Source organism: Hymenobacter sp. UYAg731, assembly GCF_054061335.1.
The window spans coordinates 532,012-546,628 of sequence record NZ_JBSSEC010000003.1 but is presented as its reverse complement, the minus strand read 5'-3'; the positions used below and the strand labels follow the sequence as shown (position 1 = coordinate 546,628).

Genomic DNA, 14,617 nt, shown 5'->3' with positions numbered 1-14,617 from the left:
CTTGGCCGAAGCTGCCCCGTGCCGGCCCGGTACTACGCCCCGAGCAAGCCGTGCTTGGAGGCGAAAACAACCAGGGAGGCCACGCTGGGCGAGCCGGTTTTCTCCAGCAGTTTTTGCCAGTGGCCTTCCACAGTGCGGCGGCTGAGGAATAGCTGCTCAGCAATTTCGCTGGCCCGGCGGCCTTCGCAAATCAGGTGCAGCACTTCTTTTTCGCGCGGGGTAAACTCCAGCATCTCCGGCAGCTTGGTAACGGGCTGGCGGCTGGGCTTCTGCACGCCCCGCATCAGCGCCCGCGAAATGCGGGGCGTGAAGTGGTAGCCCGTAGTGAGCACCTCCTTAATGGCGTGTACCAGTTCTTCCTGGGTGGCATCTTTGGGCAGGTAGCTGCGCGCGCCCAGCTTCATCATCTGGGTGATGTATTTATCGGCCGAAAACATCGAGAGTACGATGATTTTCAGTTCCGGAAACTCCACCAGCAGCAGTTGAGCCACTTCCGGCCCGTCCATTTGGGGCATCTGCAAATCGAGCAGCACCACATCCGGCAGCTGCCGCCGGCACAGGTCCACCAGCGCGGCCGCATCGGCCGTTTCCGTGATACTGGCCACGTAGGGCAGGGGTTCGAGAATGTAGCGCAGCCCCTGCCGGAACATGGGGTGGTCGTCGAGGAGAGCGATGTGGGCGGGTGGAATGGGGGAGACCATGGAGTAGAGGCATTGAGTAACGAAGGAAAGGAAAATAAATTTAACCCAACAGTAGCGGCAGCTCTACCACCATGCGGGTGCCCTGCCCGGGGGCGCTGTGGCGGTGCAGGCTGGCGCGCAGCATCTGCACCCGCACTTCGATGCTGCGCAGGCCCGCTCCGCCATTTTTGGACCCCAGGCCGCCGCTGGCCCCGGTCGCAAACCCGCAGCCATCGTCCTCCACTACCAGCGTCAGCAGCCGGGGCGCTTGGTGCAGCTGCACCGTCAGGTAGGTGGCCCCCTTGGCGTGCTTGAGGGCGTTGTGCAGCAGCTCCTGGCAAATTCGGTACAGGGCCAGCTCCTGGGCCAGGGCCAGGGGCTGGCCATACTCCATATCCAGCTCAATGGGCAGCTGGCCTGTTTCGTTGCCCACGTCCACCAGGTGCTGCATGGCTTCGGCCAGGCCGTAGCGCGACAGCACGGCCGGGTACAGGCTGTGCGACACGCTGCGCACGTCCTGCACGGCGGCCGTCATGAGCTCTTCGATGAGGGCTAGCAAATCGGGGGGCGGGGCCTGGTTGGGCAGGCTGGTGAGGCGGTTAATCAGGAGCTTGGCCGTGGCCACGGTCGAGCCAATGCCGTCGTGCAGGTCCTGCCCGATGCGTTCCCGCTCGCCTTCCTGCGCCTCGATAATGGCCACCAGCAGTTGCTGCTGATGAACCGCATCGGCCGTGCGCATATGAAGCTGTTGTTGCAGCAGGCGCTTCTGGTACGTTACCAGAAAAACCAGTAGGGTGCCGGCCGCCAGCAGCATCACCGCGATGCCGCTGAACAGTAGCTGGCCGAACGTTACTTCTGCCGGGGGAGCCATAAAGCCAGGCTGTAGCAGCTATAAAGCACGATGAACAAAAGCGAATGTATCATCCAGACGTTGCTATTCAGCTGTTGCGAGTAGCGCAGCAGGTAGTTGCTGAAGATGGCAATCTGCAGATAACCCAGGTAATATATCAATAATCCCGCCGATACCCAGAGCATCGGCTCGCGCCGCAGCTGCATCACGCGCAGCTCGCGCAGCAATTTTCGAAAATATAACCCCACCAGCCCCAGTACCAGCACGCTCTGAATCACCTGCTGGCCGGGCCGGAACTGCTCCAGCGCGCCCGGGGTCAGGCTGTCGAACAAGGCGTAAGCCCCAAAGCCGCCCACCAGCCAGGGCACGGCACGGCTGAAAGCGGGCGACTGCAGCGTGTGCCGGAACACCAGGGCCAGGAACATGAACTCGCCCACGGCATACACCGGCATCAAAAACAGGTTGCTGCGGTGCAGAAAAATGAACACGAAGCCGAGCAAATTCAGCGGCAGCACCCAGCCGATAAGTGCGGTGAGACAGCGCATATTGGCGGGCAGCTGGCGCCAGCGTGCCAGGCCAATGAGGCCGGCCACTACCACCGGCACCAGCGTTAACCGCGCCACCAGCTCCTGCGTGGAAAGAGGCATAAAGTCAGCTATGGAAAAAAAAGGCCACCACCAGGGGTGATGGCCATGAATAGGTTGCCGTCGGGGGGGGGGGGAGGCTTGCTTAGGTATTGGGCGGGCTGGGAGCCGCCATGTCGAAATCCAACTGTGCGGCTCCGACACTGCGGGCATCATTTCCGGCGGCGGGATTCTGCAGCACCAGGCCGAAAGTCCTCGTCCAGTCGGCTTCCGAATTGGCCTTTTGGGAGTGGTACTCGTGCAGGCCGAAGCCCAGGCTGATGTCCGGTCCGGCCCCGAAGAGCATTGTCACAAAATCCTTAATCTTAAAGTTGTATCCTTCGAGAACGGTGGGTTCGTGGGCGGGGGCGGCGGTATAGGTGGTAAACATATCCGCCGTGATTTCCGCCGCGTTCTGCCACTTGCCTTCCCAGATGGAGGTCAGGTCCTGGGGAATCGGCTCGTCCAACTTGTCCTCCGGCGCTTTCGTCTCCAGCACCTTCGCCTCCAGGGCGCTGGTCGTGTAGTACTGGTCGGGCAGGCAGTAGGCCGACAGCCGGTAGCCGGTGGCATCGGTGGCAAACAGGACGAGGTTGAACTGGCTTCCGGCGGAGCCGGGCATCAGCACAAACCGCGCTCTAATCTGGCGCACGCCCACCGCCGAAACCAGCTCCTGGATGCGCCCCAGCGGAAAGCTGAGAGCCTGTACCCGGGTAGAATCTGGCTTGAAGAAGGCATCCGTGAGGGGGGTGCCGCCGGCCTGCCCGGCAAAGGCCTGCCAGGCCGTCGTGTATTGGTCGTAGTCGCCCTGGCTGAGGATGTAGGAAGTGGTTGCCGTGGGGCTGGCGGTTGCTACAGCGTTATCGTTCATTAGAGGAAAAGAATTGGTGAAGTGATGCGGTTGCGGAACTTTGGGGAATGCTGATGGAAGTCGAAATTGCGGTTTGGAAACCCGTATGGCCGTTTGGCTGGCGCAGGAAGCGGCCGGCTTAATTGCCGGCGCGGTGGCATCGCGGCGGTACAAAGAACAACGGCGGGCCGGGGACTCACCCACGTAGAAATACGGTATTTCAAAACCGGGTGTTTGTACGGAAGGGCGGCGCTCGTTTGTGCCGGGATTTACTTGGGTAGGCGGGGGCGGCAGGGCTTGCGGGCTAGGCCGGCAGGAAGGCCGCGAAGTGGGCCAGGTCCACCTCCCTGGCCACGGCCTGGCCCACGGCCTGGAGCTGCGGGATGTACTGCACGGAGTCCATTTGCTGCACGTTATCGGGCTCGATGTGGGGCAGGCCCAGCGCGGTGAGCCCGGCGCGGGAGAGGTCGGCGTTGTAGCGCAGGTAGGTGAAGAGCTTCTTCCCAATGGAGCCCGTGCCGATGTCGTCCTTCAAGTCCAGTACCTCGCTATCGATTTCGCCGCCGTGCAGGCAGCGGCCAAACACGCGGCAGAGCATATCCTGCTCATTAGAAGCCGCAAACATGAGGGCCGAGGGGATGGAGCTGGCATTGTAGAGCAGGTTCATCTCGTTGGGGGCCAGCTGGGCGTTGGAGCCGGCCGCCGCGCCCGTGCCCACGGACACGAGCAGGAGCTGGTCTTCGCCGGTGGGCCATTCCAGCTTGTAGGGCTTGATGGTGGCCATGAGGAAAAGCTGGAACGCGGGGTTGTTGTACATGGTCACGCCGCCGTCCACGAACACGAAATCCTGGCCGCCCACAATCACTACTTCGGGGGGGAAGTAGGTGGGCGCGGCCGTGCTGGCCCGCACCAGCTGCCAGAGCGGCAGCCGCAGGTTGCAGCTCTGGTGGGTGATGTCGTTGTACTTCGCCTTGGGGTTGTTGGAAAGCGGCCAGGGCGAGTCGGTGGTGGCATTGCGTAGTATCAGCAGCAGGTAGGTTTGCAGGGCCTGGCTGCCCAGCGTGGCCTCCGGTTCGCCGCTGCGCTCCCGGATAACGTCCTGGAGCTTCTGGGCCAGCTGCTCGTCCTTGTACTTGTTACGGAATCGTTTCAGCAGGCTGGCCTTGTCGAACATGGCCGGGCCGCTGGCCAGGTAAAACGCCCGGATATCGGCCACGCGCATGCCCAGGCTGAGGCAGGTGGCAATGATGGCCCCGGTGCTGGTGCCGGCGATGTAGTCGAAGTAGTCGGCCAGTACAAAGCCCGGCCCGGCCCCGAGGCGCTGCTCCAGGCTGCGTTCCAGCTCGGCCAGAATTTCCAGGGTGATGGTGCCCCGGATGCCGCCGCCGTCCAGCGCCAGTAGCCTACGCGGGCCGCCCAGCGCGTCTTTGTCTTTGATTGCCATGAAAACGGTAGTAAGGGTGTGGAATAGGGGAAGGGATTAAGGATGAATGCGCCCGGCCGCCGGGCAAAAACCGGGTTGCCGGGCGTAATGCAGCGGTGAAGTAACGGGTTTTAGTTGGACAGTTGAGGCGGTTGGCCAACGACGCTGGCCGTAGCCAGCCGTAAAAGGACCGGTTGCCGGCTCTGGCGGAGGGCTGGCCGACACGCATTACACCCTGCTTCTCCCCCCAATGCAGCTTCCTGCTGCTCCGCAACATGTTCGATAATCAGCAAAAAACCAGTGACTTAAAAGGCCGGGATTTCGCCGTTGGCTTTGTCGGTAAGCGCTTGCTGCCAAGGGGCGAAACAGCTTTGCGCGCCACGCTAGAGCAGGTGCTCGACCAGCTGGAAGCCGAAAATTCCGGCCCGGCCCGCGTGCTGCTGGGTGTGTCGTCGCTGGCGCTGGGGGCCGATACCGTGTTTGTTGAGCTGATGGCGGAACGGGCCCGCCACGCGCCGGCCGCTGGCCGCCCGGCCTATGCGCAGCTGGTGTTGCTGCCCACGCCGCCCGCCGGCTTCTTCCTGCCCGATGATTTCCGGCTCGGCGAAGAAGCCGCCACCGGCCCCGCCGTGCAAGCCCGCGTGGCCCGGTCAGCAAACCTGCTACAAGGCCCCGCCGTGCGCGAGGTCCGCATCACCGGCACCAGCGCGGACCGCAACGAGCGGTTTGCCGAGACGGCCTTTGCCATTGTGGGTGCGTGCGATGTGCTGCTGGTGGCCTGCACCCAGGCCGACTATGCCGCCGCCCTCGCCCCGGAAACGACTACCCCGCTGGCCCGGGGCGGCTCGGCCGAAACGCTGCGGTACGCCCGGGCCGGGCATACGCGGGCCATTGTGCTGGTGGTGGATGCGCCGGAGGCGGGTGAGCGGCTGCCCATCCGGCGGGTAGAGCCGCTGGCATAGCGGCAGAAACGCGGTGATGCACAGGTACAGGCTGCCAATCGGAAGGCCCCGCAACGGTAAGCCAGCGAGTGCCCGAAGGCCGCAAACGAGCCTTCGGGCGCAATCAGGCGCTCCTGCACGGCCGCGCAGCACCGGCGCAAACTACGCCCTGCCCATCACCAAAAAAACGCTGAGTACGCCGCCCGCATCCCCCCAAACAGCGAGCCGATTAAACCGGCCAGCGCCGCCGCCGATATCCGGGGCCGGCCCTCCAATCGCCACCTGCCTGCTCTGCCGCGCCGCCGAGCGCCAGGACCGCGCCGCCGGGATACGTATTAGCCATGTAGATGGCAGAAGCAGGAGGAAATGACCCGGGCTGACGACCTTTGCCCCACCCCGGCCGGAATCTGAGTTGGCCTTGTTGCCGTATGTGGCAGCACGGCGTTAGCTCGGCCGTGGGTTTTCACTCGTCTCCAGCGTTACGCCCTGCCCCAATCACGCTTTGGCGGCGGGGCCGTTTCTTATGTCCCGCTCACCCGTTGCCGTCTTATTGTTCACCCGCTCGGCGGGCGAGGAGGCGGCGCACAAGCGTTTTGTCAGCCACGGCACGCGAGCCGGCAACGCCGCCGTCGCGGCCCAGCTTATCCACCGAGCAGAGGCTACTGCGGGCAGGGCAGGGGTTGACTTTGTGCGGGTCGCCTCAAACCAGCAAACGGGGGCCACCTTCGGCGCACGGCTCTGCAACGCCATGCGGCGCGTATTCAGCCAGGGCTACGAGTACCTGCTGGTGATGGGCAACGACTGCCCCCAACTGACTGAGCAGCTGCTGCGGCAAGCCACAGCCGCCGTGCAGCAAACCGGGGCCGTAGTTGGCCCCGCCACCGACGGCGGGGTGTACCTGCTGGGCATGGCGCGCGCGGTATTCGAAAGCCAGGACTGGACGCAGCTGCCTTGGCAGACGGCGCAGCTGGGGGCCGCCCTGCTCCGGCAGCTCCGGCAGCAGCACACCAGCGCCTGCGTGCTACCCGTGCTGGCCGATATTGATGAAGAGCAAGGCCTGACTGCTGCCTTGCGGTTGCCGCTGGCGCGGCTATTGCTGCGCCGGTTGCGGCGGCTGCGCGCCCCCCGGCCGGTGGCCCTGCCCACTGCAATTACCGCCGCTGGCCAGCGCGCCGGCGTGGCCGCACGCCCCCACCGGGGGCCGCCGGCCTGCTGAAAATTCCGGAATTTGCTGCCTTGGCAACCAGCCTGCGATTATCCCCTTGCGGATGGTGGGCTGCTGCCGCGTTGGCCTAATTACATTTTTGTAGCTTATTTTTCTCTTTCCCATGAAGAAGGTTTTATCCCTTTTTACCCTCGTCTTATTGTTCCTGCTGCCTATGCAGCGCGCCTGGGCGCAGGTCGATTTGGTGGTGTCGGTGCTCGACAATGCTCGTAAGCCCATCGCCAACCTGCCCGTACACCTCGACAACGCCGCCATTGGTTTCAGTGCCGAGCAGCCCACCAACGCCCAGGGCCAAGCCCGTTTCCGGGGCCTGAGCACGGCCGGCTCCTACGCCGTGAGCACCACCGTGAGCGACCGGTACCAGGCCGTGCGCGAAGCTGGCCTCACGCTCCGCGCCAACTCCAGCCCCAGCGTGACGCTGGTGCTGCCCCAGCTTAGCGCCCAAACGCTGGAAGGCGTAGTGGTGCGCGCCCCGCGCAACGGCACTACCCTCAACACCCAGAACGCCGAGGTGGCCTCCGAGCTGTCGGCCCGCGAGCTGCGCGAAATTCCCATCGAGGCCCGCGACATCACCCGCGCCCTCTACCGCCTGCCCAACGTGACGCTGGCTACCGGCTTCTTCACCGAAGCCCCCAACGTGAGCATCAACGGAGCCAACGGCCTCTACACCAACTACCTCATCGACGGCCTCGACAACAACGAGAACTTCCTGGGCGGGCAGCGCTTCGCCATTCCGGTGGGCTTTGCCCAGAACGTGAACGTGCTCACCAACAACTTCTCCACCGAGTTCGGCAACTCGGCCAACGGCATCGTGAACGTGACCACCAAGTCGGGCTCCAACGACCTGACGGCGGAGGCTTTTTACCTCACCCGGCCCGGCCCCGGCATCGATGGCAAGACCGATTTCGCGCAGCGCGACCTGTCTGGTAACCAAGTGAAGAGCGGCTTCCAGCGCCAGCAGTTCGGCTTCGGCGTGGGCGGGGCGCTGGTGAAGGATAAGACCTTTTTCTACCTGAACGCCGAGCAAACCTTCGACTACAAGGACAACGTGCTGACTTCGCCCGAGCTGGGCGTGGCCGCCACGGTGCGCGGTCAGAACAAGTTCACCTACCTCTCGGGCAAGCTCGACCAGCGCTGGACGGAGCGGTTCCGCTCCTCGCTGCGGGCCAACGTGGGCATCGTGAACATTGAGCGCCAGGGCGGCGGCCTCGATGGCGGCATTTCCTTCCCTTCCAGCGGTAACAAGCAGGACCGCAACTCCGTCGAGATTGCGACCCAGAATATTTACGTGGGCCGCAACTTCACTTCGGAAACCGACGTGCAGTACGCCCGCTTCCGCTGGAACTACGCCCGTGCCCAGAACCCCAACAGCCCCGACGTGACGGTGCTCGACCCCAGTGAAACCGCCATTGCTTACCTCGGCCACCCCGGCTACCTCTTCGACTCGCACCAAAGCACCTGGCAGGCCCAGCAGAAATTCACGCTGCTCAAGGGCCGCAACACCTTCAAAGGGGGCTTCGGCATCATCAGCACCGAGCACCTGCTGTTTGGCGGCGGCAACCCCAACGGCAGCTACACCGTGAAGCTGACGCAGCCGCAATTGAACGCGCTGGCCGGCCGCAACCTCGGCGCCAACCTGAGCATCAACGACATTCCGGCCGATGTGCTGGTGAAATCCTACGGCGTGGAGTTGCGTCCGGCATCCTTCGGCACCACCCAGAACCTCTACAACATTTACGTGGAAGACCAGGTAGCCGTGACCGACCGCCTGAACGTGACCCTGGGCCTGCGCTACGATTACGACAACCTCTCGAAGGGCGGCGCGGCCAACGGTGACCGCAACAACATCGCGCCCCGCGCCAATTTCAACCTGCGCCTGAGCGAGCGCAGCAGCCTGCGCGGCGGCTACGGCCTGTTCTACGACAAGATTCTGTACACCGTGTACAGCGACGCGCTGGGAGCCAACACCAATTCGGCCGACTACAAAACCCAGCTCCGCGAGCTGGTGCGGGTGGGCGCGCTGCCCGCCAACACCAACATCGACCGCATCACCTTCGATGGCAACCAGGGCGCGGGCCTCACCAGCGGCGTCACCTACCTCAACGGGCCGTCGGCCGCCAGCTTGCAGGGCCAGCGCGCCACGGTGTTCGGCGGCGAGCGCCGCATTCTGAACCCGGATGGCTACCAGAACCCGTACTCGCACCAGGCCACGCTGGGCTACCAGTACCAGGTGACCCAGAAAACGCTGTTTTACGTCGACCTGATGTACAACCGCTCCTATGACTTGTTCCGGCTGCGCAACGTCAACGCAGTGTCATCCTATCAGCAAAACGACCCTGCCAACGTAGTGGTGCGCAATCCCATCGCGGCCGATGCCACCCGTCCGGTGCCCATCATTACCGACGCCACGGGCACCTACGCCACCATCAACGGGCAGCGGGTGAACGGCGTGGCCCGCAGCGTGGTCGAAACCGAATCGGCGGGCCGCTCGCGCTACATGGCCGCCAGCTTCAACGTGCAGAAAGACGCTGCCGAGGACAAGTACGGCTACCGCGTGTCCTACACTCTCTCGAACCTGAAAAACGACACCGAGGACGTGAACTTCCGCGCCGCCGATGCCAACAACTACGGCCCCGAGTTCGCCAATTCCATCAACGACCGCACGCACGTTATCAACGCGGTTGGCAGCTACTACCCCATCAAAGCCCTGCGCTTTACCCTGGCGGCCCTGCTGCAAAGCGGTCAGCCTATCAACCGTGTCACGGGCGCTTATGTCGCGCCCGGCATCCTCGATGCTAGCGGCAATCCGACCTATACCACCGACCTGAACGGCGACGGCAGCTCCTTCAGCACGGCCTACCTCGGCAACGCCGACCGCTATCCCGGCGAAGGGCGCAACTCCGACCGCCTGCCGTGGTCCAAAACCTTCGACGTGGGCGCGCAGTACACGCTGCATTTCGGCGAGAAAACCAGCCGCCTGGAACTGACCGCCGACGTGTTCAACGTCCTCAACACCCAGAACCTGAGCGGCTACGCCAACAACGCCACCCAGAGCAACCAGATTCAGACCGGCGCGGCGGGCTCGGGCATCATTCGGCGCAATGCCAGTGCCCCGCGCCAGTTCCAGTTTGGCCTGCGCTACGCGCTGTAGTTGCTCGTTGAACGAACCCAACAGGCCGGCCGTCATGCAGAGCGCAGCGAAGCATCTTTACCGCAATAGTAAACTGATTACTTACGGCGGTAAATATGCTTCGCTGCGCTCTGCATGACGTTCTTGCTTGTACACTTTACCCCTATGAAAAAACTTCTCCCTTTCCTCACCGCCCTCACCCTGCTGCTCAATGGCTGCGGCTCTGACAAGCTCCGCGAGCCCCAGCAGGTACTGGCCCAGACCTGGCCGCAAATTGAAACAGCCGGCAAAAACCAGCCCGTGAGCATGGTGATGTGGCAGGGCGACCCGCTCATCAACAAGTACATGAGCACCTACGTGAAGCCCGAAGTGAAGCGGCTTTATGGCATCGACCTGCAAATTTCGGCCGGCCAGGGCGCGGGCCTGGTCCAGACCCTGGCCGCCGAGCAGCAAGCCAACCAGCCTAGCGAGGCCGACCTGCTTTGGATTAACGGCGAGACATTTTACCAGCTGCGGCAGGTGGATGCGCTGCTGGGGCCCTTCGTGGCGAAGCTGCCCAATGCCCCGCTGCTCGACCTGGCCAATCCCTTCATCAACACCGATTTCCAGCAACCCATCGCGGGCATGGAGTGCCCCTGGGGCAACGTGCAGTTCAATTTTATCTACGATTCGGCGCGGGTGGCCCGCCCGCCGAAGTCCTTTGCCGAGCTGCCGGCTTTCGTGAAAGCCCACCCCGGCCAGTTCACCATCCCGAACGAATTCACGGGCATGACACTGCTCAAATCCTGGATGATGGCCCTGTCGGGCGACCCGAAGCTGTTTCAGGGCAAGTTTGATTCGGCCGTGTATAAGAAATGGTCGGGCGCGCTGTGGCGGCAGATTAATGCCAGCAAGCCTTATTTCTGGAAGCAGGGCCAGACCTTTCCCGAGCAATTGGCCCCGCTGCACCAGCTTTTTGCCAACGGCGAAGTGGCCTTCACCTTCTCCAACAACGACGCCGAGGTCGATAACAAAGTCAACCAGAAAGTTTTCCCGGCCACGGCCCGCGCCTACGTGCCCACGCCCGGCACCATCCAGAACTCGCATTACCTGGGCATCGTGCGCCACGCCCGCCACCCCGAGGCGGCCATGCTGGTCGTCAACTTCCTGATTTCGCCCGAGGCCCAGCTCAAAAAGATGGACCCCGACGTGTGGGGCGACCACACCGTGCTCAACCTCCAGGCCCTGCCCGCCGCCCAGCGCCAGGCATTCGAGCAGCTGCCCTCGCGCCGCTACGCGCCCCGGCGTGCGGACATCCAGGGCCTGGCCCTGCCCGAGCCTGACCCGGAATACATGACGCGCCTGTTCAAGGATTTCCGCACCTATGTTATTGAAGGCACGCCCGTTCCAGCTTCCTAGCCCCCTGCTGGGCCTGTACGGCCTGCTGGTGGTAGGCCTGCCGCTGGCCGGGCTGGCGTATGCTTTGCTGGGCAGCGTGGGGCTGGCCGGGCCGCTGGCCGCCGGCTTCACCGGGCGCTACTGGCGGGCGCTGGGGGCCGATACGGGCCTTCTCTACGCTACGCTCTTTAGCGGGTGGGTAGCGGTGGCCTCGGTGGGAATTTCCACGGGGCTGGCGCTGCTGCTGGTGCTGCGGGCGCAGCCCACGCTGCGGCGCTGGCCGCTGCCGGGCCTCCTCTACGTGCCGCTGCTGATGCCTTCGCTGGTGATGGGCTTCTACCTGTTTCAGCTGCTGAGCCGGGCGGGGTGGCTCTCGCGCATCAGTTTCCGGCTGGGCCTTATTCCGCGCCTCGAATCCTTCCCCGAGCTGGTGCAGGACGGGGCCGGCTTCGGCATTATTCTGGCGCATGTGCTGCTCACGTTTCCGTTTCTGACCCTGCTGTTCCGGGCCATTTACCAGGAAACCCGGCTCGATGACTATCGCCAGCTCACGCTCACGCTGGGGGCCAGCGAGGGGCAGTTTCGGCGGCGGGTGGCCGGGCCGGTGCTGCTGCGGCGGGCAACTCCCACGCTGCTGCTCAGCCTCATTGCCACGCTGGGGGCCTACGACATCCCGCTGCTGCTGGGCCGCCCGTACCCGCAGATGCTGAGCGTGTACATCGCTACCCGCCTCCAGCGCTTCGACCTGCGGGAGTTGCCCGCCGCCTACTTGGCGGGGTTCCTGGTGGCCGCCGGCCTGCTGGTTTTGATTAGCTTATTGCTCCGGCTTAGCCGCCGGGTGCGAACGGCGTAGCGTCTCGTCGTTCGCGCCATGTGGGCATCGTTCAGGCAGTATCGTTCAACGACAAGACGCAAATATGCGTCTCTACACCAATGCGTTCCAAGCTCCTTGTTTTCCTCTTAATCCTGCTCTTCGCACTGCCCTTCGGCCTGCTTGGGCTGCTGGCGGTGGGCGAGGGGTGGCGCTTTCCGGCCGCGCTGCCGCCCGCTTATTCCCTGGAGGCGCTGCGGAGCCTGCTGGCGGCCGACAACGACCTGTTAGCCGGGCTGGGCCGCAGCCTGCTGCTGGCCGGCACGGTGGCGGTGGTGGCCACTGCCGGCGGTTTCGTCCTGGCCCGTGCCATCACGCGGAGCCGCTGGGCCACGCGCTGGGAGGCGGCCAGCTACCTGCCGTATGCGCTGCCGCCGGTGCTACTGGCAGTGCTCATTCAGCCGTTCATTATCCGGCTGCACTTGTCGGGTTCGGTGGGAGGCGTGCTGCTGGGACTGCTGCTGGTGGCGCTGCCGTTCGCCACGCTGCTGCTGCGCAGCTTCTGGTCGGCCCAGATTACCGAATACGAGCACCTCGCACGCACTTTGGGCTGCACGCCCCGGCAGGCGCTGCGGCAGGTGCTGCTGCCGCTGGCGTGGCCGCTGCTGCGCACGGCGCTGGTCCAGACTTTTCTGCTGAGCTGGTTTGATTTCGGGCTGACCAACGTGCTGAGCGTGGGCAAGGTGCGGACCCTCACGGTGCAAGTGTTCATGTACGTGGGCGAGGCCAACGCGCCGCTGGCGGCCATGGCCTCGCTGCTGCTGCTGCTGCCCCCGGCGCTGCTGCTGCTGGCCAACAAGCGGGCGCTGCTGCGCAAGGCTGAATAGCCGCAACGCGGTGGCTTGGTGCTTGTTGCTTATTGTTGGGTCAGCCAGTAATGCGCGAACCCGTTCCGTGAGAGCAAGCCGTCATACTCCTCTCAGGCAATGCCATAAGAGCCAGCTTCTGTGCATGATGGCGGGCTTTTCTCTGCGCACCAACTGCGGATAACCGAACCTACGCCAGTGCCAGCATGGCCGTGTTTACCACGTCGCGCAGAATTTGCGGGTCGGGGTTGGCTTTGGCCATCACGCGCATCCCGTTTAGCACGCTGATGAGCAGGCGGGCCTGGGCCTGCGGGGTGGCCGTGCTCCGGACTTCGCCGCGCTCTTGCCCCCGGCGCAGAATATCGGTAAGCAGGTCTTCCAGAAATTGCTGGTTGCCGCAGACCAGGGCCTGCGCCTGCGCGTCGTGGGGGGCCAGCTCGGTGGTGACGTTCACCAGAAAACAGCCCTTCTGCTGGTCATCAGCCAGGGCCTGGGTTACCATCAGCTCCAATACCCGGCGAATGCGTACCGGGGACACCACCTCATCGTTGGCGGTCAGTTCCCGCAGCCCCTGAAAACTTTGCTGCTGATACTGATTCAGGGCCCGCATAAAAAGCTTATGCTTGTCGCCGAACGTGTCGTACAAACTCGCCCGATTGATGCCCATGCTCGCCACCAAATCCTGCATTGAGGTGGCGTGGTAGCCTTGGTGCCAGAACGTGTCCAGCGCCTTTTGCAGGGCTTCGGCTTCATCAAAGGCTTTGGGACGGGCCATTTTAAGGGGAAAAGATAAAAGAAGAATACGGCAAGATAGCGCCGCCGCCAGCGGCAATCAACCCGCCGTTCCCCAACGCCCGGGGCCGCCGTTTGGTGCCGCTGCCCGTAGGCCCGCCGGCCCAAAAAACGCGGCGCTACCGAACCCCTCCGATTTACGGATGAATGTTCGGTAGCGCCGCGTCCGGGGCATTGTCAGCAGGAAGTTTGCTGATTACAGCGTTGCCATACCGCCGCCGGCAATAATTTCCTCCCCCGTCACGAACGACGAGTCATCGGAGGCGAAGAAAGTGGCGATGGTGGCAATTTCTTTCGGGGTTCCGAAACGCTTCATGGGCACCTGCTGCACCAAACTACCTTCTACCTGCGCCTGCATCTCGGCCGACATCCCCATTTTGGTGATGATGGGCGTGCTAATCGGGCCGGGGCTGATGACGTTGACGCGAATGTTGCGCTCCAGCAGCTCCGTCGACAGCGTGCGGGCGAAGGTGGTCAGGGCCGCCTTGGTAGCCGAGTATACCGACGCGCCGGCCATGCCTACATGGGCCGCCGTGCTCGACGTGAGAATGATGGAGCCGTGGTCGTTGAAGAGCGGCAGCAGCTGCTGAATGGTGAAGAAGGCCCCCTTCACATTGGTGTTGAACTGCTGGTCGAAGTGGGCTTCGTCGACCTGCGCGATGGGGGCAAACTGGGCGATGCCGGCATTCACGAACAGCACGTCGATGCGCGGGTGCAGGGCCTTCACCTGGTCGGCCAGCTGGTGCAGGTCGGCCACGCTGGCGGTATCGGAAACCACGCCGTGGGCTTGGTTACCAAGCTTTTCTACGGCTTCATGCACGGCCTTTGCGTTGCGGCCGGTGATGACTACCTGGGCACCCTGAGCAATAAACTCCTGGGCCGTGGCGAAGCCAATGCCGCTGTTGCCGCCCGTGATGACGGCTACTTTGTTTTGCAAACGATTCATAAGAAGAGGGAAATGAGTTAATGGAACAATCGTTCTGTAATTGTGGTGTGACAACTCTTTTATTGGAATGATTGTTCTGAAAAACAATATTAATTCTTCCTCT

General features: G+C 63.5%; 13 protein-coding genes. 6 read left to right on the top strand and 7 right to left on the bottom strand.

Features of this window, described 5'->3' with window-relative positions; genetic code table 11:
• Window positions 1-32 precede the first annotated feature (32 nt).
• The 5 genes from ACVWYF_RS10420 to ACVWYF_RS10400 form a co-directional block, all read right to left on the bottom strand.
• A complete protein-coding gene (locus ACVWYF_RS10420) occupies window positions 33-701 on the bottom strand; it encodes a response regulator (RefSeq protein ID WP_457067525.1) in 669 nt (222 codons plus the stop codon).
• A 40-nt stretch (window positions 702-741) separates the two neighbouring features.
• Window positions 742-1,551, bottom strand: coding sequence for a sensor histidine kinase (locus tag ACVWYF_RS10415; RefSeq protein WP_457067523.1), 810 nt, complete (start codon window positions 1,549-1,551; stop codon window positions 742-744).
• Window positions 1,530-2,177 (bottom strand): hypothetical protein, encoded by a 648-nt coding sequence (locus ACVWYF_RS10410; RefSeq protein ID WP_457067521.1) that lies wholly within the window; start codon window positions 2,175-2,177, stop codon window positions 1,530-1,532. The genes ACVWYF_RS10415 and ACVWYF_RS10410 overlap by 22 nt, the downstream gene beginning before the upstream one ends.
• A gap of 82 nt (window positions 2,178-2,259) precedes the next feature.
• Window positions 2,260-3,024 carry a hypothetical protein gene (locus tag ACVWYF_RS10405; RefSeq protein WP_457067519.1) on the bottom strand — a complete coding sequence of 255 codons (765 nt, stop codon included), beginning with the start codon at window positions 3,022-3,024 and terminating at the stop codon, window positions 2,260-2,262.
• 283 nt (window positions 3,025-3,307) lie between these two features.
• Entirely contained in the window at window positions 3,308-4,447 is a 1,140-nt protein-coding gene (locus ACVWYF_RS10400) for a patatin-like phospholipase family protein (RefSeq protein WP_457067517.1), read from the bottom strand.
• A 254-nt stretch (window positions 4,448-4,701) separates the two neighbouring features.
• Here ACVWYF_RS10400 and ACVWYF_RS10395 point away from each other — a divergent pair, with 254 nt between their 5' ends.
• The 6 genes from ACVWYF_RS10395 to ACVWYF_RS10370 all read left to right on the top strand — a co-directional run bounded on the left by ACVWYF_RS10395 (window position 4,702) and on the right by ACVWYF_RS10370 (window position 12,797).
• Window positions 4,702-5,388, top strand: coding sequence for a hypothetical protein (locus ACVWYF_RS10395; RefSeq protein WP_457067515.1), 687 nt, complete (start codon window positions 4,702-4,704; stop codon window positions 5,386-5,388).
• Window positions 5,389-5,890: 502 nt separating this feature from the next.
• The gene (locus ACVWYF_RS10390; protein ID WP_457067513.1) at window positions 5,891-6,583 is read left to right on the top strand and encodes a TIGR04282 family arsenosugar biosynthesis glycosyltransferase; all 693 of its coding nucleotides are present in this window, start codon (window positions 5,891-5,893) and stop codon (window positions 6,581-6,583) included.
• Between the two features lie 112 nt (window positions 6,584-6,695).
• Entirely contained in the window at window positions 6,696-9,743 is a 3,048-nt protein-coding gene (locus ACVWYF_RS10385; protein WP_457067510.1) for a TonB-dependent receptor, read from the top strand.
• A gap of 144 nt (window positions 9,744-9,887) precedes the next feature.
• A complete protein-coding gene (locus tag ACVWYF_RS10380; RefSeq protein WP_457067508.1) occupies window positions 9,888-11,120 on the top strand; it encodes an ABC transporter substrate-binding protein in 1,233 nt (410 codons plus the stop codon).
• Complete coding sequence (locus ACVWYF_RS10375; protein ID WP_457067506.1) at window positions 11,086-11,952, top strand: ABC transporter permease subunit; 867 nt, start codon at window positions 11,086-11,088, stop codon at window positions 11,950-11,952. Before ACVWYF_RS10380 ends, ACVWYF_RS10375 begins: the two co-directional genes overlap by 35 nt.
• Before the next feature lie 80 nt (window positions 11,953-12,032).
• Window positions 12,033-12,797 carry an ABC transporter permease gene (locus tag ACVWYF_RS10370; protein WP_457067504.1) on the top strand — a complete coding sequence of 255 codons (765 nt, stop codon included), beginning with the start codon at window positions 12,033-12,035 and terminating at the stop codon, window positions 12,795-12,797.
• 169 nt (window positions 12,798-12,966) lie between these two features.
• Here ACVWYF_RS10370 and ACVWYF_RS10365 read toward each other — a convergent pair whose 3' ends face one another.
• Window positions 12,967-13,551: a TetR/AcrR family transcriptional regulator gene (locus ACVWYF_RS10365; RefSeq protein ID WP_457067502.1), complete on the bottom strand. Its 585-nt coding sequence runs from the start codon at window positions 13,549-13,551 to the stop codon at window positions 12,967-12,969.
• 213 nt (window positions 13,552-13,764) lie between these two features.
• Window positions 13,765-14,514 carry an SDR family oxidoreductase gene (locus tag ACVWYF_RS10360; RefSeq protein ID WP_457067500.1) on the bottom strand — a complete coding sequence of 250 codons (750 nt, stop codon included), beginning with the start codon at window positions 14,512-14,514 and terminating at the stop codon, window positions 13,765-13,767.
• Window positions 14,515-14,617 lie beyond the last annotated feature (103 nt).

Bases quoted from the DNA above. Each gene is read 5' to 3' on its own strand.
- ACVWYF_RS10420 (WP_457067525.1), bottom strand. From the start codon at position 701: ATGGTCTCCCCCATTCCACCCGCCCACATCGCTCTCCTCGACGACCAC.
- ACVWYF_RS10415 (WP_457067523.1), bottom strand. From the start codon at position 1,551: ATGGCTCCCCCGGCAGAAGTAACGTTCGGCCAGCTACTGTTCAGCGGC.
- ACVWYF_RS10410 (WP_457067521.1), bottom strand. From the start codon at position 2,177: ATGCCTCTTTCCACGCAGGAGCTGGTGGCGCGGTTAACGCTGGTGCCG.
- ACVWYF_RS10405 (WP_457067519.1), bottom strand. From the start codon at position 3,024: ATGAACGATAACGCTGTAGCAACCGCCAGCCCCACGGCAACCACTTCC.
- ACVWYF_RS10400 (WP_457067517.1), bottom strand. From the start codon at position 4,447: ATGGCAATCAAAGACAAAGACGCGCTGGGCGGCCCGCGTAGGCTACTG.
- ACVWYF_RS10395 (WP_457067515.1), top strand. From the start codon at position 4,702: ATGTTCGATAATCAGCAAAAAACCAGTGACTTAAAAGGCCGGGATTTC.
- ACVWYF_RS10390 (WP_457067513.1), top strand. From the start codon at position 5,891: ATGTCCCGCTCACCCGTTGCCGTCTTATTGTTCACCCGCTCGGCGGGC.
- ACVWYF_RS10385 (WP_457067510.1), top strand. From the start codon at position 6,696: ATGAAGAAGGTTTTATCCCTTTTTACCCTCGTCTTATTGTTCCTGCTG.
- ACVWYF_RS10380 (WP_457067508.1), top strand. From the start codon at position 9,888: ATGAAAAAACTTCTCCCTTTCCTCACCGCCCTCACCCTGCTGCTCAAT.
- ACVWYF_RS10375 (WP_457067506.1), top strand. From the start codon at position 11,086: ATGTTATTGAAGGCACGCCCGTTCCAGCTTCCTAGCCCCCTGCTGGGC.
- ACVWYF_RS10370 (WP_457067504.1), top strand. From the start codon at position 12,033: ATGCGTTCCAAGCTCCTTGTTTTCCTCTTAATCCTGCTCTTCGCACTG.
- ACVWYF_RS10365 (WP_457067502.1), bottom strand. From the start codon at position 13,551: ATGGCCCGTCCCAAAGCCTTTGATGAAGCCGAAGCCCTGCAAAAGGCG.
- ACVWYF_RS10360 (WP_457067500.1), bottom strand. From the start codon at position 14,514: ATGAATCGTTTGCAAAACAAAGTAGCCGTCATCACGGGCGGCAACAGC.